Source organism: Candidatus Binatia bacterium (assembly GCA_029243485.1).
Classification (GTDB): Bacteria; Desulfobacterota; Binatia; order UBA12015; family UBA12015; genus VGTG01.
Genome location: JAQWRY010000086.1, coordinates 548484 through 563602, shown reverse-complemented (window position 1 = coordinate 563602; position 15119 = coordinate 548484). Strand labels below are relative to the sequence as shown.

At 64.6% G+C, this 15119-nt stretch carries 15 protein-coding genes and 1 pseudogene; 3 read left to right on the top strand and 13 right to left on the bottom strand.

The features are described 5' to 3' along the window. Positions 1-231: 231 nt before the first annotated feature. Complete coding sequence (locus P8R42_27410; protein MDG2308323.1) at positions 232-1086, bottom strand: SDR family NAD(P)-dependent oxidoreductase; 855 nt, start codon at positions 1084-1086, stop codon at positions 232-234. A gap of 42 nt (positions 1087-1128) precedes the next feature. Then, positions 1129-1854 (bottom strand): acyltransferase, encoded by a 726-nt coding sequence (locus tag P8R42_27405; protein ID MDG2308322.1) that lies wholly within the window; start codon positions 1852-1854, stop codon positions 1129-1131. A 122-nt stretch (positions 1855-1976) separates the two neighbouring features. Between P8R42_27405 and P8R42_27400 the strand changes: the two genes are divergently transcribed. After that, on the top strand, positions 1977-3230 hold the full coding sequence (locus tag P8R42_27400) for a CoA transferase (protein MDG2308321.1): 1254 nt from the start codon (positions 1977-1979) through the stop codon (positions 3228-3230). A 7-nt stretch (positions 3231-3237) separates the two neighbouring features. On the opposite strand, the gene P8R42_27395 is transcribed toward P8R42_27400, so the two are convergent. The 6 genes from P8R42_27395 to P8R42_27370 all read right to left on the bottom strand — a co-directional run bounded on the left by P8R42_27395 (position 3238) and on the right by P8R42_27370 (position 10188). Then, positions 3238-5310, bottom strand: a complete 2073-nt coding sequence (locus P8R42_27395) for a M3 family metallopeptidase (protein ID MDG2308320.1) — start codon at positions 5308-5310, stop codon at positions 3238-3240. Between the two features lie 84 nt (positions 5311-5394). After that, on the bottom strand, positions 5395-6027 hold the full coding sequence (locus tag P8R42_27390; protein MDG2308319.1) for a peroxiredoxin: 633 nt from the start codon (positions 6025-6027) through the stop codon (positions 5395-5397). Between the two features lie 140 nt (positions 6028-6167). Beyond that, a complete protein-coding gene (locus tag P8R42_27385; protein MDG2308318.1) occupies positions 6168-6803 on the bottom strand; it encodes a hypothetical protein in 636 nt (211 codons plus the stop codon). 240 nt (positions 6804-7043) lie between these two features. Then, a complete protein-coding gene (locus P8R42_27380; GenBank protein ID MDG2308317.1) occupies positions 7044-7586 on the bottom strand; it encodes a hypothetical protein in 543 nt (180 codons plus the stop codon). Positions 7587-7951: 365 nt separating this feature from the next. Next, entirely contained in the window at positions 7952-9073 is a 1122-nt protein-coding gene (locus tag P8R42_27375; GenBank protein MDG2308316.1) for a nitronate monooxygenase family protein, read from the bottom strand. Between the two features lie 83 nt (positions 9074-9156). Then, entirely contained in the window at positions 9157-10188 is a 1032-nt protein-coding gene (locus tag P8R42_27370) for a TIGR03617 family F420-dependent LLM class oxidoreductase (GenBank protein ID MDG2308315.1), read from the bottom strand. 82 nt (positions 10189-10270) lie between these two features. Between P8R42_27370 and P8R42_27365 the strand changes: the two genes are divergently transcribed. Then, positions 10271-11185: a DUF4396 domain-containing protein gene (locus P8R42_27365; protein ID MDG2308314.1), complete on the top strand. Its 915-nt coding sequence runs from the start codon at positions 10271-10273 to the stop codon at positions 11183-11185. Here the strand turns inward: P8R42_27365 and P8R42_27360 are convergent. Next, positions 11178-12359, bottom strand: coding sequence for a metallophosphoesterase (locus P8R42_27360; GenBank protein ID MDG2308313.1), 1182 nt, complete (start codon positions 12357-12359; stop codon positions 11178-11180). The genes P8R42_27365 and P8R42_27360 overlap by 8 nt on opposite strands. Positions 12360-12568: 209 nt before the next feature. Between P8R42_27360 and P8R42_27355 the strand changes: the two genes are divergently transcribed. Further along, positions 12569-12763 carry a hypothetical protein gene (locus P8R42_27355; GenBank protein MDG2308312.1) on the top strand — a complete coding sequence of 65 codons (195 nt, stop codon included), beginning with the start codon at positions 12569-12571 and terminating at the stop codon, positions 12761-12763. An 80-nt stretch (positions 12764-12843) separates the two neighbouring features. Here the strand turns inward: P8R42_27355 and P8R42_27350 are convergent, their stop codons facing one another. From P8R42_27350 to P8R42_27335, 4 genes and pseudogenes are all read right to left on the bottom strand, one after another. Continuing rightward, a complete protein-coding gene (locus P8R42_27350) occupies positions 12844-12999 on the bottom strand; it encodes a hypothetical protein (protein MDG2308311.1) in 156 nt (51 codons plus the stop codon). Beyond that, positions 12996-13484, bottom strand: coding sequence for a hypothetical protein (locus P8R42_27345; protein ID MDG2308310.1), 489 nt, complete (start codon positions 13482-13484; stop codon positions 12996-12998). The genes P8R42_27350 and P8R42_27345 overlap by 4 nt, the downstream gene beginning before the upstream one ends. Beyond that, a complete protein-coding gene (locus P8R42_27340; GenBank protein MDG2308309.1) occupies positions 13484-14236 on the bottom strand; it encodes a hypothetical protein in 753 nt (250 codons plus the stop codon). Before P8R42_27340 ends, P8R42_27345 begins: the two co-directional genes overlap by 1 nt. A gap of 72 nt (positions 14237-14308) precedes the next feature. Then, positions 14309-15007: pseudogene (locus tag P8R42_27335) on the bottom strand (NAD-dependent epimerase/dehydratase family protein). Positions 15008-15119: the final 112 nt, after the last annotated feature.

The following is a 15119-nucleotide window of genomic DNA, read 5'->3' as shown; positions in this document are numbered from 1 at the left end:
CGTCCGCGTCCGCCTCAACCTGGGGATCTTCGAGCGCCGATGTCGACAACGACACCTGGCCGGACCTCTTTTTCGCGGGGAACTTCCCGAACTGGGCACGGGTCTGGTGGACGTTCTCACTTCCGCCCGGGCTGCTTCGATCACCGCACACGTAGTTCGCCATGATGCGCATTGCGGGATCGATGAAGTCGCTGCCATGCGAGTCGCACTCACCGGTACGGACGCCGCCGGCTAAATCTTCGAAAAGCCAGAGCCTGGTGCATCCACGCCCAACCCCTTCGCCTCGTCTATCCACCCGTACTCTTTGAGGATCTCTTGGCTGTACGTAACGCGCCCCGTGACCTCGTCCTGCGGCTCCGTCGCAAGGAGCAACGCAGCCCTCGCCATCAACAACGGGGGCTCCGCGCGTGGATCATCTTCGTCCTTCAGAAGCTTGTGATGCACGGTCCCAGGCGTCGGTACGATCTGAGACGGGCTGACGCACGACACCGAGATTCCCTGATCATAGACCTCGGCCGCGAGCCCCTGGGTCAGGCGCTCGAGTGCCGCCTTCTCCGATCCGTACAGGGTGCCGCCACGAAATTTCCTCACGCTCGTGGGATAGGGGGCTCGTCCCGGGCCGATCGCAGCGCCGCTCGAGATGTTGACGATCGAGCCGCTTCCCCGCGGGAGCATGTCCGCGAGCGCGAGCTGCGAAAGATAGAAGGGCGCGTGAACGTTCACGGCGAACGAGCGAAGCCACTTCCCGACGGGATAGTCCGCAATGGGGATGAAGTACGTGAGAGCCGCGTTGTTCACGAGCACATCGATCGGGCCGAGCTCGTCGCGGACACGACCGACCGCCGTCGCACAGTTGTCGTACTCGGACACATCACACGGAACGGCCAACGCTTCGCCGCCCGCTGACTGAATGTTCTCGACCGTGCGGCCGACCGACCCATCAAAGAGTCTGTGCCCGCCCTCGTCGGCGGTCCGAGCCACGCAGGCCACGCGGGCCCCTTCCGCGGCGAAGAGCTCCGCGATCGCCTGCCCAATCCCCCGACTCGCGCCGGTTACCAGTGCCACCTTTCCTTCGAGCTTCTGCATCGGCCGTATAATGCTTCCTCGCGAACGAAACGGTAAGCCAGGTCAGTCCGCAGCAGACGGGAAGAGTCGCGAGCGGAGCCATCCGCCGAACGTATTCCCGCACAGGGTGTAAAAGCTCAAGAAAGCATTCTTACGATCCGCCTCGGTGGCCGAATGCTGGAACAAGGAAGCTCGCGTCACCAAGCATTCTTCCTCGCCGAGTGGGCGCACGACCCGCGCCGGATTCCCGGCCGCGATCGAGTTCGCAGGAAGGTCCGAAACGACGACCGACCCCGCTCCCACCACCGTGTTCTCGCCCACATGAACGCCCTTACAGACGATCGCTCCATCGCCGATCCATACGTTGTTCCCTAGAACGATCGGGGCCGAACGCCCGGGCGCGCGCGTGCGATCGTGCACGTCGTGCCAATCCGCGTCGGTCAAGTAGACACCGGAGGCGAGCATGCAGTCGTCCCCGACCTCGACCCGCGTCGCCGCGGAAACGCGGACGCCCGGAGACAACAGGCAGTGATCCCCGATGACCATCTCGCCGGTGCCCGACTCCGTCGAGAACGTGCACAGCTCGATTGGCCGACCCCAAGACGCCGAGAGATGAACGAACCGACCGAACTCGATTCCGGGCCCGTCGATGCGCACGTACCACGGCTTCTTGATCTCGCAGCCTTCACCCAACGCATCGACCTGCGGGTACAGGAAGTGGCGCGCGTAGAAGCGCTGAAGGGCGAGGGTCGCCCGCATCATCCAATACGGTCGGTGGTCACGTCTCACGGGTGGGTCCAGATGGGTTGAGCGGGCCAGGCGGCCCAGGCGAAACTTGGCAATCGGAGCCGCCCGGAACAAGTCCTCGGGGCCCAGTGGACAAGGGCCCGGCGGCCTGGCTAGTCCCACCCATGACGAATGAAGAAACGGAAGCGCCCGAAACCGGCCCCCACGGGAAAGGCCCGCTCGCGGGCCTGCGAATTCTCGCCATCGAGCAGATGCAGGCTCTCCCGTTCGCCACCCAGCTCCTCGGGCACATGGGTGCCGAGGTCGTGAAGGTCGAGCACCCGGTGACCGGGGATTCCGGCCGCGGCGCGCTTCCCGCGCTCGACGACGTCGACGGCCGCAAGGTGGGCGCGACCTACCTGCGCAACGCGCTCAACAAGAAGAGCCTGGCGATCGACCTGAAAAACCCCGACGGCGTGGCGCTCGTGAAGCGGCTCGTTCCGCGCTTCGACGTCGTCGGCGAGAATTTCAAACCCGGCGTAATGAAGCGGCTCGGTCTCTCGTACGATGACCTGGCCCCGCTTCACCCGGGCCTCGTGTACGTGTCCGTCTCAGGGTTCGGCAATCTCCTCGATTCTCCCTACGGGGCCTGGGCCGCCTACGCGCCGATCGCCGAAGCCATGGGTGGGATCTACGAGTACAGCCGCCCCGCCGACGAAGCACCACGGATCGGCCCGGCCGGAGCGCTCGGAGACATCGGTACTTCACTCTTCGCGACGATCGGCCTTCTCGCAGCGCTTCGCGAGCGGGAACAAACCGGACGCGGACAGCACGTGGACGTCGCGATGTTCGACGCAATGGTCGCGATGGCCGACATCCCACCCTGCTTCTGGTCCATGGGCGTTCGAGGGCGCCGGAAGGTGCCGGGCATCTTCGATAGCTTCGCGGCGACCGATGGCTATTTCGTCGTGCAAGCCGTCCGCGATCATCACCTCGCGCTGTTGGCAAAGGCGATCGGCCATGAAGAGTGGCTGAAGGATCCGCGCTTCGAGAGCCGCCAGGGGTGGCGAGACCAGCTCGATGCGTTGGTCCGTCCCGCCGTCGAGGCCTGGGCCGCGAGCCGAACGAAGCTCGAGGCTTCGAGCGAGCTCGCCGGACAAGGAATTGCGGCGGGGCCTTGCTTCGACACCGAAGATCTCATGGACGACCCTCACGTCCGGAGCCACAACATGCTGCTGCGCGTGCCCCGGCCGGATGCCCCAGACCCCCTGCTGATGGTCGGGAATCCGATCAAGCTCTCGGGGCACTCCGACGAACCCCCTCGGCGCTGGCCGACCCTCGGCCAGCACACTTCCGAAATCCTCCGAACGGAACTCGAGCTTTCAGACCAGGACGTGGCCGATCTACGAGAGCGAGGCGCAATCGGGGGAGACGACTAGTAACGCACTAGGACGCAAGCCCCGAGTGCCGCAGCAGCGCCTCCGTGTTGGGAGCCCGACCGCGGAACGCCTCGAACACCTCCATCGGCGGCCGGCTGCCACCGAGCGCCAACACCGTCTCGCGGTACCGCTTGCCCGTGGCTCGAACGGCATCCTCATCGTCGAGCCCGGCTTCTTCAAACGCGCCGAAGGCATCGGCCGACAACACCTCGGCCCATTTGTAGCTGTAGTACCCCGCAGCGTAGCCACCGGCGAAGATGTGTCCGAACGCGCAGAGGAACCGGTCCTCGGGGATCGGTGGAAGCACCGTGGTGCGCTTCGCAATCTTTCGCTGCACGTCGAACGGTGACTCGGTTCCTTCCGGGTCGTACCCGTGGTGCAACGCCATGTCGACGAAACTGAAGTACAACTGCCGAAGCGTATCGGAGCCCGAACGAAATGTACGGGACGCGAGGATCTTCGAAAAGAGCTCCTCGGGAAGCTGCGCACCTGAATCGACGTGCGCCGTGAGTCCGAGCAGCGTCTCTCGGTGGTAGCACCAGTTCTCCATGAACTGACTCGGCAACTCGACCGCATCCCACTCGACGTTTCGGATGCCCGACGCCATCGGCTGGTCGATCGTCGTGAGCATGTGCTGGAGGCCGTGACCGAATTCGTGGAACAGCGTCTCGACTTCGCGGAAGGTCATCTGAGACGCCTTCGCGCCGACCGCCGGCGCCTGGTTGCACACGAGATACGCGACGGGAGCCCGCCCCGGCGCGCGACCGATGCACTCGTCCATCCAGGCACCGCCGCGCTTCTCGGCCGGCCGACTGAACGGGTCGAGATAGAACGCCGCGATCGGCTTCCCTCCCTCGTGCACGCGGAAGAACCGCACGTCCGAGTGCCAAACCGGCGCGTCCCCGTCGGCCGCCTCGATCGTCACACCGAAGAGGCGCTCGGCGAGCGCGAACAGCCCGTCCAGAACCTTGGGAAGCGGGAAGTACGGTCGCAACTCCTCGTCGGTGTAGGAATAGCGCTGCTCTCGAAGACGCTCCGCCCAGAAGGGAACGTCCCACGGGGCGAGCGTGTCCGCTTCGGGCGCACCCTGTTCCCGCGCGAGAGCCGCGAGGTCCGCGAGGTCACTCTCGGCCGCGGCGAACGAAGCGGAGCGGAGCTCCTCGAGCATCCCCTCCACCGCCGCAACGTCAGGAGCCATCTTGCTGTCGAGACTCAGCGCCGCGAAGTCCTCGAATCCCAACAAGACGGCCTCGTCGTGGCGCAGCTCCAGGATCTTCCGGATGAGCGGCGTGTTGTCGGTCGCCTCACCACTCGCCCGGGTAACGCTCGCGCGGTAGACCTGCTGGCGCAGATCCCGCCGCCGGCTGTGCTGGACAAACGGACCGAAACTCGGGAAGTCGAGCGTGATCCGCCAGGGACCCGCCTCCGGCGTCGCGCCCTCTTCCCCGGCTTCAACGGCTGCTTGCGCGGCAAGCTGCAGAAGACTCGGCGGAAGCCCGTCGACTTCCTCTGGCGCACGCAGGGTCAGCGAGAACGCCTTGGTCGCGTCGAGGACATTGTTCGAGAACTGCGTCGCCGCCTCCGCCATCGCGCGCTGGATCTCATTGAACACGTCGCGCTCGTCGTCCTCGAGACCGACGCCGGAGTGCCGCGCGTCGCGCAGCATGGACTCTACAATCCGCTTCCGAGTCGCGTCGAGTGCATCGAAGCCGGGCCCCTCGCGGAGGCCGAGTAGTCCCTCGTAGATCGGACGGCTCTGGCCCATGCGCAGCGAGAACGAAACGACGTCGGGCTGGACCTGCTCGTGCGCGGCCCGGAGCTCGTCGCTGTTGCGAACACCCATCAGATGCCCGACGACTCCCCACGCCCGACTCAGGCGTTCGCCGATCTCCTGGATCGGCTCGACCGTGCTCTCCCACGTCGTAGTCGCACTGCGCTCTACGCGCTCGAGCTCGTCGTTCAGCTCGGCCAGGAGCGCAGCCATGGCCGGAACCACGTGCTCGGATTGGATGGATTCGAAGGGCGGTAGCCCCCCGGTGAAAAGAAGCGGATTGGCGGGCGAGCCCTGATCAGCGTCCACGAGTACCCCGTTGGCAATGAGCCGAAACGACGAGCGCGCCGCTCTTGTGAAGTCAGAGGGCGCGCTCGTCTAGATGGAAGTGGTTCAGCCGGGTTGCTTGACGACCCGGAGATACGGCTTCTGGGTGTCCCAACCACCCGGGAACTTCTTCTTCGCGTCCTCGTCCGACAACGCCGGAACGATGATCACGTCTTCGCCGTGCTTCCAGTTCACCGGCGTCGCGACTTGGTGCTTCGATGTGAGCTGCAGCGAGTCGATCGTACGAAGAAGCTCGTCGAAGTTCCTACCGGTGCTAGCCGGGTAGGTGAGCATGAGCTTCACCGTCTTGTCTGGACCGATCACGAACACCGAGCGCACCGTCAGCGTGTTGAGCGCGTTCGGGTGAATCATGTCGTAGAGGTCCGCGACCTTCCGCTCGGGGTCGGCGATGAGCGGGTAATTTGGAGCGTGCCCCTGGGTCTCCTCGATGTCCTTCGACCATTCCTTGTGCGAATCGGCCGAATCGACGCTGAGGCCCAGAATCTTGACACCTCGCTTCTCGAACTCCGGCTTGATCTTCGCCATGTAGCCGAGCTCGGTGGTGCAGACGGGGGTGAAGTCCTTCGGGTGCGAGAAGAGCACGCACCAGTCGTCACCGACCCAATCGTGAAAGTTGATCGGTCCTTCGGTCGTTTCCGCTGTGAAATCCGGTGCGGTATCGCCCAGACGAATTGCCATGACTTGGGTCCTCTCAATTGAAGGCCCGTCCCTCCGACGGGCCTGCCTAGCGGCGTATCGGTGGAACCCTGTCCTGGCAAGGAAGACTCGCGGACGACGGCCCCCCCGAAAGAGGAGAGCCGCCGTCCGAATCACGGCCGCTACTGGAGCAGATTCGGTGAAGGAATCAGGAACGCCTGGCCAGCCGACCCGTAGGGGCTGCCCGGCTCACAGGTCTCGCGACAATCGGCGTGGCCGGCGTCGCAGGCCCGCGCACCGCCGTGCATTGCCTGAGAGCAGCCGCGCAGGCAGCTCGCCGCGCCGCGCGTGACGTCGAGGATACAGGCGAGCGGGTTCGGGCCGCGGCGACACTCGCGGACGGCCTGCAGACGCGAGCCAATGCAATCCGCCGAACAGATTCGGCCATTGCTACCGACTTCATGGAGACATTCGCGCAACTCTCCGCGGCAGTGGTCGCATTCCGCAGGTGGCGGAGGCTCGACCTCACAGGCCTCGCGACAGTCCTCGCGCGCACCGCGACAGATGTCCTTGGCCGCCCGCATCTCGGGCCGGCAGTCGCGCTTGCACTCACGGCGGTCCTCGGCGCCCGTGCAGGACTCCTTACAACTCCGGAACGCGGCCTTCCCCGCCCCAACGCACGTGTGGATCGCCTCCTTGCACGTGGCGCGACACTCATCATGGTCCGCCATCGCTCGCGTAGGAACCGAGACGAGAGATAACGCAAAGAGGACACTCACGAACGCCAGCGACGACAAACCAAACCGAAACGACCGCATTTCCCACCCTCACTCAGAACCAAAGGCCGGAACCCGTTTCCGGCGATCTCTTGAGAAGTGTCGGTCAATTTCGGGTGAAACAACGCAATTGGGGCGGCCTTTTCGTCGCCTCCGGTAAATTTTTCGCCGAAAGACGCAGCGTCCGCGCCGAGCACTTTGCGAGACGCCATACCGAACGCGCAGCCGGCCCTATCGGCCGCCACCGAAGACAGAAGTCTGAGCGACGCGCGACGAACAGCGTCAGTCGGTCACGGTGCGCTTGACGATCACTTCGACGTGTTCGCGCTCGCCGACCCGAACCAGGGCGTATGCGACGTCTTCCTGCGCCGAGGTTCCGCCCTCAGGGGACCACGCGATTTCCGCGAGGACGAGGTAGTCACCGGCGGGCAGCCACGAGAAAACGAAGCGCCCGTCACGACCGGCCTTCGTCGTCCACCAGACCCCCTCGGCCTTCCGATCGATCATCTCGTTCTTCTCGATGACCTCGGTCTGAGCGAGCTGCTTCGCATACGACGTGGCCGGAGTGAGGTGCACCGGCCGACTCGCGCCGGGGACCTCGCCGTTGGGCGTCTCCAAGAAGATACGCCCGGTGATCGCGCTCTCGCCACGTTGTCGATACGGCGCGAGTTCTTCGTTCAGAAGGACCTTCTGGGCCTCGTTCGGACCCTTGTCCGACACCCCATAAACGATCCCCGTGACCGCCGGCGTACAACCGACTTGGGCCAGAAGAAGCACCGCGCAAAGGGACGACAGAGGGCGGAGACGACGAGCAGTATCTCTCATGATCTTCGACCTGTCGGGGAGGGCCGCCGTCTTGTCAAGCGACGACCCCGGAGGGGCCCCGCCGTTCCCTCCTCCAGATTCGATCTCCCAGACGATTCCTGAGGGCGATGCCCCTGCCGAAACCGACTACGATCCCGCTCTCAAAAGACCGCTGCCTGAGAGTTGCAGAACGGTGAGGAGGCCCCCGCAACTCGGCCGAGATCAGCAGAAGCTCCCGGGCCCGCCGGGCGGCGGTTCAGGGCAGTGTAGGAATTACAGACACGAACTCGCACGCGACATCGTCGAGAATCTGGAAAAGCGAGGCCCCGCCGCCTACGAGAACCTCGAAGAGGTCGCTCGGTGGATCGTCCGGCACCCGGAGCCTGTCAGGTCTCCGGCTGCAGACTCTCCAGACGTTCGAGTGCGTTCAAGTACTCCTCTGACAGTCGCTGCATCACCTGTCGGACCGACTCTTCCCGCTCAATCATTCCCACTACCTGCCCTACCGGATTGAACGCGACCGGCTGCGCCGCCTCGGCGTAGCGATGCGTGCGCTGCACGGCGTCCATCGTCACCATGCCCTGTAGAGGCATTCCGAGCGGGTCAGGGGTTTCGCCCGACTCCCACGCCTCGGTCCACTCGTTCTTGAGCATGCGGCAGGGCTTGCCGGTAAACGAACGCGAGCGAACCGTGTCGCGGCTGCTCGCGTCGAAGTAAGATTGGCGCTGCGCCGGAAGCGCTTCCGCTTCCTCGACGGCGAGCCACAGGGAGCCTGTCCACACGCCCGCCGCACCGACCGCGAGTGCCGCTGCGATCTGCCGGCCCGACCCAATCCCTCCAGCGGCCAATACCGGCGTCGGCGCTACGGCGTCTATGACCTGCGGCCAGAGCACGAGGCTGCCCACTTCACCGGTATGACCGCCGCCCTCGGTGCCCTGGGCGATCACGATGTCGATATCCGCATCCTTGTGCTTGAGCGCCTGGCGGGGGCTGCCGCAGAGAGCGGCCACCAGCCGACCAGCGTCGTGCACCTGCTTGATGACATCCTCGGGAGGCGTTCCGAGCGCATTCGCAATGAGCTTCACGCGATCGTGCTTGAGAGCGCAGTCGACCTGCGGCGCGGCGGTGGCGGCGGTCCAACCGAGGAGCTCGTGGTGCTTCTCCTCGGGGGGCATCTCAGGCACACCGGCGTCCGAGAGGAGCTTGGCGGCGAACTGCCGGTGCTGTTCCGGGATCAGTCCACGAAGCTGCTCTTCGAGCTTCTCCGGGTCGAGCTCACCCATGCCCTCGTACTTGCCCGGGATCACGATATCGACGCCGTAGGGACGGTCACCGATGTGCTCATCGATCCACTTGAGCTCGACCTCGAGCTGCTCCGCGGTGAATCCTACGGCCCCGAGAACACCGAACCCTCCCGCCTTGCTGACGGCGACGACGACATCGCGACAGTGCGTAAAGGCGAAAATAGGAAGATCAATTCCGAGTTTCTTACAAAGGTCGGTCTGCATGGTGAAGCCTCCTGACCACAATTTCTAGCAAGACCCACCGGCCGCGCCATCCCGCTCGAACTTGCACCTCCAGGTCGCCCACCCTATGCGCTCCGAGGCCCCCTAGGCGCCTTCAGATCCCGGACGACATCCGCCCATTGCTCCGGATCCGGCATTCGATTGTGTGTGAGGCTCACGCCGTCGGCGATGCCGGCGAGACGCTTCTGGAGAGCCGCGGCGATCTCGTTGCGGGGGCCGACGACCGCGATCGCGTTCAGGACCTCGTCGTCGATGAGGTCCGTCATGTCGTCCCATTTGCCGATCTTCGAGAGACGGTTCAGTTCCTGGTGCAGGTCTCCCCAACCGTGACACTCGAGCGTGCTCGCGTAGGCGGGCGTCGACCCGTAGAACGCCAGTTGCTTTCTCGCTGCGGCCTTCGAGCGCGTCAGCGACTCTTCGTCGTCGGCCGTGACGACGAGGGTCGCGCAGATGACCTCGAGGTCGGAGCGTTCCCGCCCACCGGCTTCGAGCCCTCGCGTGACGGCGGGAAGCTGATTCTCCAGCAACGACTTCCGCGAGTTGAAGGGATGCGCGATGAAGCCGTCCGCCGCCTCACCCGCGACCTCCAGCATCTTCGGCCGAAAGCCCGCGGCGAAGATCTTCGGCGGACCGAACGGGTTCGGCCCCGGATTGAACGCCGGGATCATTAGGGTGTGGCGGTAGAACTCACCGCGGAAGTCGAGTTCGGCCTTGCCTTCCCACGCATCCCAGATCGCGCGAACCGCGAGAATGAGTTCACGCATTCGTCGCGCCGGCTTCGACCACACCGAACTGAAGCGCTTCTCGATGTGCGGGCGAACCTGCGAGCCGAGCCCAAGCAGAAAGCGGCCCCCGGAGATCACCTGCAGGTCGTACCCGAGATTCGCGATGTTCATCGGATTCCGAGCGAACGCGATCGCGATCGCCGTACCGAGGCGAAGCTTCTTCGTGTGTTCGGACGCCGACACGAGCGGCAGGAAGGGGTCATGCTTTGCTTCGAACGAGAACCCGCCGTCATACCCGACCTCCTCCAGGTGGGGAAAGATCTTACGGGCATCGCGGGGATCTTCGAGCGGGGCGGTCGTGAACACCTGCATGATGAGCCTTCGGTAGCACCGGGGGATTTCCGGCACTACGGCGGGCCTTGTGTCATTCTAAGATTTCGGAGATCTTTAGGGAATGATCGATGGCGTTCTGCTGCTGTGGTTTTTCCTCACTGCCGGAAGCGTTTTTTTCGTCGTCTACGACTCGGTGACGAACACGCGGACGAGTTGGGTACAGAAGCTCGCGTGGATTCTCGTGACGATCTACACGGGTCCGATCGGACTCTTCGTCTACTTCCTCACCTGCCGGAGCCCGGGTCCGGGCATGCACGAAGCCTTCACGAGCGCGACGTGGAAGCAGAGCGTGAACAGCGAGATCCACTGCCTTGCCGGCGACGCGACGGGGATCGTCATCGCCGCGGCAATCGTGCCGGCCTTCGGTCTACCGAACGGGTGGGATCTGGTTCTGGAATACACGTCGGCGTTCCTGGTCGGCCTCTTCGTGTTCCAAGCGCTGATGATGATCAGCATGTTCGACGGGAACTACTTTCTCGCCGTCCGGAAGACCTTTTTTGCCGAAACGGTGTCGATGAACGCAGTGATGGTCGGAATGATCCCGACGATGATGCTGCTGATGCGATACGTCCCGCATGCACGTGAGCCGTGGTTCCCGGAGTTCTGGTTCGTGATGGGCATGGCCGCCATCGTTGGCGGACTCACGGCCTACCCGATGAACTGGTGGCTCGTAACGAACCACCTGAAGCACGGGTGCATGACGCTGCCCGAGGGCGACCTCCCCGCTCCCAAGATGGGTCACGGCTCCGCGGAGACCCCGGCGCCGATGAACATGCACGGCGGACATGGCTCCCACGATACCGACGACGACGCGATGCGCGGTGGCGACGAGAGCCACGGCGGCGACCACGATCACTCGATGATGATGCGCGAACTCCCGATGGGCCAGACCATCGCCTGGATGGCCGGCACCTTCGCCCTCATGCTTCTCGCCGCCTGGATCACCAGCCAGTTCGCCCCGATCTCCTTCAGCTGAGCTCCCCGACCAGACGGATCAGGCTGATTTCGCGGGGGCAGTTGAGGCGGACAGGAAGGCCGGCGACGCCGAGGCCCTGGCTGACGTAGAGGGTCGAGTCGCCGATGTCGAAACGGCCGCTGGTCCAGTGGGCGATGATCCGGGCGACGTTGAAGTTGCGGGCGAACGGGAGGCGCAGTTGGCCTCCGTGGGTGTGGCCCGCGAGGACGATCGGGAAGCCGACCCGGGCCGCATGCGCGAAGTAGCTCGGGCGGTGAGCGAGGAGCAGTCGTGGGAGGTGCGGCGGCAGGTCCGGCCCCAAGAGTTCGAGAGCGGGGTGCTCCGACTCCTTCTCCCTCCAGCCTTCGCCAGGGTCCTCGATGCCCGCGATACAGAGCGGCTTGCCATCGATGTCGAGCTGGATCCACTCGTCCCTCAGGACGCGGATCTCCGTGTGCTGACCCAGACCGGCGACGACGGCCTCGACGCCCGTGTACACGTCGTGATTCCCCAGCACCGCGAGGACGCCGTGCTTCGCGCGGAGCCGACCGAGCTCGATGCAGCCTTCGTCGATGTACTGGGGATCGAAGTCGAAGATGTCGCCGGTGATGACGATGAGGTCGGGCTCGAGCCGATTGATCCGATCGACGTAGCCACGCAGCTTCGGTGCGCGCAGCATCGGACCGATGTGGAGGTCCGTGATCTGAGCGATCTGCACCGAAGGCACCGGACTCGATGAGCCTCGAAGAGGGAGCTCGACCGACTTCACCGACACCCATCGCTGCCCGATCAGATAGCCCCAAAGAATCGACCCGAATCCCAGTGCGATCGCTAGGCCCCCGCCGCCGGCCAGGACGAGCGCGCGCGCGGCATCGGGGATCTCGATCGCCCACCCGAGCAGCCAGACCGACGTACCGAAGAACAGGAACGCTACGGCGAGGAGAATCCCCGCCCACAGAGCGGCAATGCTGCCGATGATCCAGCCGCGACTGAACACGAGGCCGATTCCCTCTGCGCGAATTCGTCTGCGCGCCATCGGGAACAGCACCAGGTTCGTGGCGAAGGCCACAATGAAGCCGACGAGGGCCTGCGCAGCACCGATCCCCAAGCCTCGATAAGCAAGGATCGCCCAGTGAAGGATCAGGACCTCGGCGCCCGAGAGGGCCACGAGCGCGAATCGGAGGATTTTGTTCATGGGGAGGTTCCGTCGTTGCACAGATAGCGTGGACCGAGTATCTCCGAGCAACTTCGGAGGGCTCCATGGCTGGCAAAGTAGACTGGTACTATTCCCGCAAGGGTTGAATGTCCTGCACCCGCGCGTCCAAGTTTTTGGACGCTCAGAACATTGAACCCAAGGAGGCGATTCCTGCGAGCCGAAAGCTCGGTCGCAAGGACGCCGCCGCGATGGCCAAGGCGGCGAAAAAGATCGTCGTCGCCAAGGGAAAGAAGGTGAGCGAGTTCGCCGGAGGCTCCGCGCCCAAGGACGTCGTCGACGCCATGCTGGGCCCGACTGGCAACTTACGCGCTCCGACGATCCGCAGCGGAAAAACCGTCATCGTCGGCTTCAACGAAGACCTCTTCACCGACCTACTGGGGTGAGGGGGGACGTTGGTTAGTCTCGCCTAAATTGTTTAGTCGTCCAGCTGGCGCTTCTACATCGGTTGGCGTCAGACCGACGACTAAACAATTTGGGCGAGACTAACCAACGTCCCCCCCCAGTACCTCCGCTTCGAGAGGTCGTAGTCGATCCACTGGATGCCGTAGGCTTCGGCGTTGTTGTAGACGCAGAACCGGCAGCCGAAGCTGCAACCCTGCGAGAAGTGCTGGTCGTTCACGATCCGCGCCGCGGGCAGGAACTCGCGTCGAGCGTGTCCGTAGTCCGAAAAGTGAAAGCGCTCCGCCGAACGATAGACGCTCTGCAGCCGCCCGCTGCCCAAGTCCGTGCCCGCACGAGCAGCTCCTCCGCCGTCGCCACGAACGAGACGTCGAACTCCCTGAAGGCCTTTTCGGTGCAACGGCCAACGTGATTTCCACCGCCGAAATGCAGCGCCTTCGGGTACTTTGGGCGAAGGCCGCGAACGACATCGTAGACCCCCAACGCATCGGCCGACTTCATGACCCAGTAGAAGTAGACGTCGGATTCGGGGATCTCGGTCGCGCCGCCCCCGTCGACCGCAACCCGAAGATTCGCCAACTCGACCGTCAATCCAGCAATCCGATCCTGGAGAAACGTCGCGCAGTACATTTCCCGCAAGGGCTGGAGCTTCAGCGGATCTTTCCAATACGCCCACGAGGGCACGACGATCCAGACACTGGGCATCAGGAACGGTCTCCAACGGGCTCGAGCAGTTCGGCCGCGCTTCGCTGACGTGCATCGAGTAGAGCGAGATCGGCCGCACGGACCTTCGTCCGCGCTCCACCACCGCCGTATTCCCCATGAACGACATAGTTCAGAATGAGAACGGTGAGGCCCTCCGACGCCCGCGCCGAAACGTCCCACTCGTCGATCCGTTCGCGATGACTGGCCCGTACCAACTGATGAGGTCCCGCACCGATGTCCGTGTCATGCAGATGCACGAAGGCCTTCACGAGGCTCGTGCTGTTCCCGTCGACGTGAAACTCCTCGGTGCCGAGCGGCCGCAGCCCGTTCGCCAGGCTTCGGGTCAGCTTCACGAACCCCAGGAGTGGCGGGCAGCGCAGGTAGGCTCCGGCGAGTTCCAGCAGCCGCAGATCGAGGGCGACGTCCACCAGCCCGGGAACCGCGACGAGAGGATCGGCGACGTTCACCACGCTCGTCAGGTGACGATAGTGATCGACCCCACGAGCGAACTCGGTCGCATTCAGGCGTGCGGCGTCGCAGTAGTCAGCCTCGTCCGCCAGCCCCGCAACGCGCTCCGGCAGTTGGAGATGCTCCCCGCGAAAGCAGTAGGAATCGACCTGCCGCTCGATCGCCGCGGCCGTGTCCTGGGTCACGGCCACCTGGTCCAGAATTGCCGTGAGGTCGGCATATCTGTCCCGTCGCTCTTGCCGAGCCTGTTCGAAAAGGCCCGTTCCGCCGTTCTGGGCACTCATCGCAGAAACCCGCTCTCTGCATCCCGCCAGGAACGTGCCCACGAGCGCCGAGACGAGACGGAGCTGCGCGGCTCAGCCCCGCGCATGCTCCCGGTTCCGTCGATACCAATCCAGAGTGTCTTCGAGCCCTTCGTCGCGCGATACGCGGGCCTGGAATCCCAGAGGCTCGCGCGGGCGGCCCTCCACGTGCTCCACGCGCGCGTCGGACCAGCCGTCCAAGCGAAGGAGCCGGTCGAGGGTTCCGTTCACCGAGTGCACCTCACTCGCCGCCACGTTGAAGGCGTCGAACCCGTCCACGCGCAACGCGAGTAGGCTCGCGTCGACGACGTCGGCGGCGTGCACGAGGTCGCGCTCGTCTTCGCCGTTGCCCCAGACTTCAATTGGATCCTGCCGCGCGACGACGCGGCGAAGAAGCGCCGGCAGGAATTGCCTCTCATCAAACTAAAGATTACCGTGCGCGCCGTAGAGCATCGTCGGCCGCAGCGCGACGAAGGACGTACGTCCCTCCGACCGCTCGGCGAGGTAGCGCGCCTGGATCTCGAGGAACCGGGTCGCCCAGCCCAGGTACATCCAGTTGGGCGGAGGCTCACCCGCGAACATCTGATCCTCGGCGAGTTCCCCGCCCCCGGCCGGGTAGCCGGTCGCACTGCTCAGAAAGACGACCTTCGAGATCCCGGCCCGGAACGCCGCATCACAGACGGTCGTCGTGACCGACATCTGGTCCTGGACCGGCCCGACCGGATCCCGCGCCAGAACCGGCGCCGTGGGCACCAAGTAGGGCGTAGTCGATCCCCTCCATCAGGGCCGTCGTCACGACCGGATCGCGGAGATCCGCCCGCCGATGCTCGATATTTTCGGATTCGACGGAGGTCGCCCGCGAATG